The sequence below is a fragment of the Mycobacterium sp. TH-M82 genome (assembly GCF_057473605.1).
In genome coordinates this window covers 1-2,582 of the sequence record NZ_JBYCKY010000795.1, presented here as the reverse complement: position 1 = coordinate 2,582, position 2,582 = coordinate 1, and the positions used below count along the sequence as shown (strand labels likewise).

Here is a 2,582-nt window from a genome sequence, read left to right as displayed (position 1 = left end):
GAACACCTGCGGCGAGGCGACCGGCAGGTCGGCGTACCAGTCGTAGAACGACGTCATCGGGGCGCCGATCAGCTCGAAGAACCGTGAGCCGGCCGCGTACGACGCCATCGACATCGCCGGGATCGGCGAGAACCCGGCTATCCGGTCGGGACCGTATTCCTTGATGGTGTGCACATGGGCGGCGGCGATCAATTCAGCGGCCTCGGCCCAACTCACCCGCACCAGCCCGCCCTTGCCGCGGGCCTGCTGGTAGCGCCGGCGACGCTGCGGGTCGGCCTGGATCTCCGCCCACGCGAGCACCGGGTCACCGAGACGGGCTTTGGCCTCCCGGAACATCTCCACCAGCAGACCGCGGGCGTACGGATAGCGCACTCTGGTCGGCGAGTAGGAGTACCAGGAGAACGACGCGCCGCGCGGGCAGCCGCGGGGCTCGTACTCGGGACGGTCCGGACCCACCGTCGGATAGTCGGTTGCCTGGTTCTCCCAGGTGATGATCCCGCCCTTGACGAAGATCTTCCACGAGCACGACCCGGTGCAGTTGACCCCGTGCGTGGAGCGGACCACTTTGTCGTGGCTCCACCGGTCGCGGTAGAAGGCGTCGGCCTCCCGCCCGCCGCGGCGGGTGACGGTGCGCAGGTCAGCAGAGAACTCACCGGGGGTGAAGAACCGGCCGCTGCGTTCGAGCAACTCCTCAAGCGGGCTACCGATGTGAGGTGTTGTGGTCATCCGGGAATCTCCTTGGGGTCGCTGCACACTCGACCACTGGTTTCTATAGGTGGGACGGCGTCTTTCCGCGTCTTTCGGCTCCGCGTCGACCCGGTCACAGCTCGGCGCACGGACCCGCCGCGCATCAGGCCAGCAATCCGCCAGCATAGGGCTTATATCGCCAGACGACCATAACTCCACGCTGGGAAGTGGCTGTGCCGATTTCGTCAACCTGTCTGTAGCGTCCGGGTCAGCTCCGGCAGCCAGGCGCGGTCGGCCGGCACCCAGTCGATGCCGGGCAGCTCCTCTGCGGTGGCCCAGCGCAGCGCCCGGTGGTCGTGCGGGCGTGGTTCGCCGCGGGCGAGGCTGACCCGGTAGGCCCGCAGCGTCGTGTCGGCATCCAGCGCGACGTCGTCACCGAGGCGCGCTCCCACCTCGACGGCGTCGGCATCCACACCCAGTTCCTCGGCCAGCTCCCGGGCCAGCGCTGCGGGCTCGGTCTCGCCAGGTGCGACCTTGCCGCCGGGAAGCTCCCAGCGGCCGGCCAGCTCCGGCGGGCGGCACCGCTGCGCGACCAGCACCGTCGACCCGGCGATGACGGCCCCCGCGACGACGATCCGGTTCGGCATGGTCGGTGACGGTATACCGAACTCGACCACGATGGCTCCAGGCCCGCTGGCGTGACACGCCGACCGCAGTACCGTGGGCTGTATGGCTGTGTTCACCGATGAGCAGGTGGCCGCGGCGCTGGACGACCTCGACGGCTGGGAGCACGCCGGCGGGACGCTGCGCCGGTCGGTCAAGTTCCCGTCGTTTCTCGCCGGCATCGACGCGGTGCGCCGGGTCGCCGACCACGCCGAGGCCAAAGACCACCATCCAGACATCGACATCCGCTGGCGGACGGTGACTTTCGCCCTGGTGACACATTCGGCTGGCGGGATCACCGAAAACGACGTGGCGATGGCCCACGGCATCAACGCGATCCTGGCGGGTAGCTAGCGCGCTGGATGCCGGTCGCCGCGATCCAGCCCAGCGTCGCCAGCGCCGCCACGATGTAGACCAGCCCGGCCCAGGCCAGATACCAGGCCCGGCCGCCCTGCCAGATGCTCGGCTGGGCAAAGCTCAGCAACCACGGCACCCCGACCAGGGTCAACGCCAGCCAGCACCAGCCCAGAACCCGGGCGGCGATCCGTTCGGAGAACGGGCCGTGGATCAGCCAGACCATCAGCGGCACCAACCACACCCAGTGATGCGTCCAGGAGATCGGCGAGGCCAGCAGGCCGGACAGCTCGACCACCAGCAGCAGACCCAGTCGATCCGTCCGGCTCAGCGCGCGCCAGGCCAACACAGCCAGCACCAGCGTGGCGGCGACGGCGATCAGCACCGGCACGCCGTAGCCGGCGTCGTGCCCGAGAATCCGGGAGATCCCGCCGCGCCAGGACTGGTTGAACGAGGTGCCGATCGGCCCGACCCGGCCGGTGTCGCCGAGCAGCTCGGTGAAGTAGCGGCGGGTCTGGTCGCCGGTGGCCCAGACCGACACCGCGATGGTGGCGAGGAAGACCACCGCCGCGAACACCACGGCGGCCCACCGTCGCGCCCCGGCGAAGTAGACGCCGGCGATCGACGGAGTCAGCTTCACCCCCGCGGCGGTGCCGAGCAGCAGACCCGACACCCACCATCGTCGGCTGTAGACGGCGTACAACGCCGCCAGCACCAGGAACACGTTGATCTGTCCGTAGTCGAAGGTGCTTCGCAACGGCTCGATCCAGATGGTCACCGCTGTCCACAGCATCGCGGTGCGGCCAGCGCCGCACGCATCTGGGCCGAGCAGCCGCTGGCTGACCCGGACCACACCGTAGAGTGCGGCGATCGTCGCG

4 protein-coding genes are annotated in these 2,582 nt (G+C 69.6%); 1 reads left to right on the top strand and 3 read right to left on the bottom strand.

The window, feature by feature from the left end; all coding sequences use genetic code 11:
* Both AC2VON_RS23535 and AC2VON_RS23530 read right to left on the bottom strand, forming a co-directional pair.
* A partial coding sequence (locus AC2VON_RS23535; protein WP_486955010.1) for a molybdopterin-dependent oxidoreductase occupies positions 1-726 on the bottom strand: 726 nt, incomplete at its 3' end.
* Between the two features lie 206 nt (positions 727-932).
* A complete protein-coding gene (locus AC2VON_RS23530; protein ID WP_486955009.1) occupies positions 933-1,334 on the bottom strand; it encodes a (deoxy)nucleoside triphosphate pyrophosphohydrolase in 402 nt (133 codons plus the stop codon).
* A gap of 82 nt (positions 1,335-1,416) precedes the next feature.
* Between AC2VON_RS23530 and AC2VON_RS23525 the strand changes: the two genes are divergently transcribed.
* Positions 1,417-1,704 carry a 4a-hydroxytetrahydrobiopterin dehydratase gene (locus AC2VON_RS23525; protein ID WP_486955008.1) on the top strand — a complete coding sequence of 96 codons (288 nt, stop codon included), beginning with the start codon at positions 1,417-1,419 and terminating at the stop codon, positions 1,702-1,704.
* Here AC2VON_RS23525 and AC2VON_RS23520 read toward each other — a convergent pair.
* A partial coding sequence (locus AC2VON_RS23520; RefSeq protein ID WP_486955007.1) for a mannosyltransferase occupies positions 1,679-2,582 on the bottom strand: 904 nt, incomplete at its 5' end. The genes AC2VON_RS23525 and AC2VON_RS23520 overlap by 26 nt on opposite strands.

Bases quoted from the DNA above. Each gene is read 5' to 3' on its own strand.
- AC2VON_RS23530 (WP_486955009.1), bottom strand. From the start codon at position 1,334: ATGCCGAACCGGATCGTCGTCGCGGGGGCCGTCATCGCCGGGTCGACG.
- AC2VON_RS23525 (WP_486955008.1), top strand. From the start codon at position 1,417: ATGGCTGTGTTCACCGATGAGCAGGTGGCCGCGGCGCTGGACGACCTC.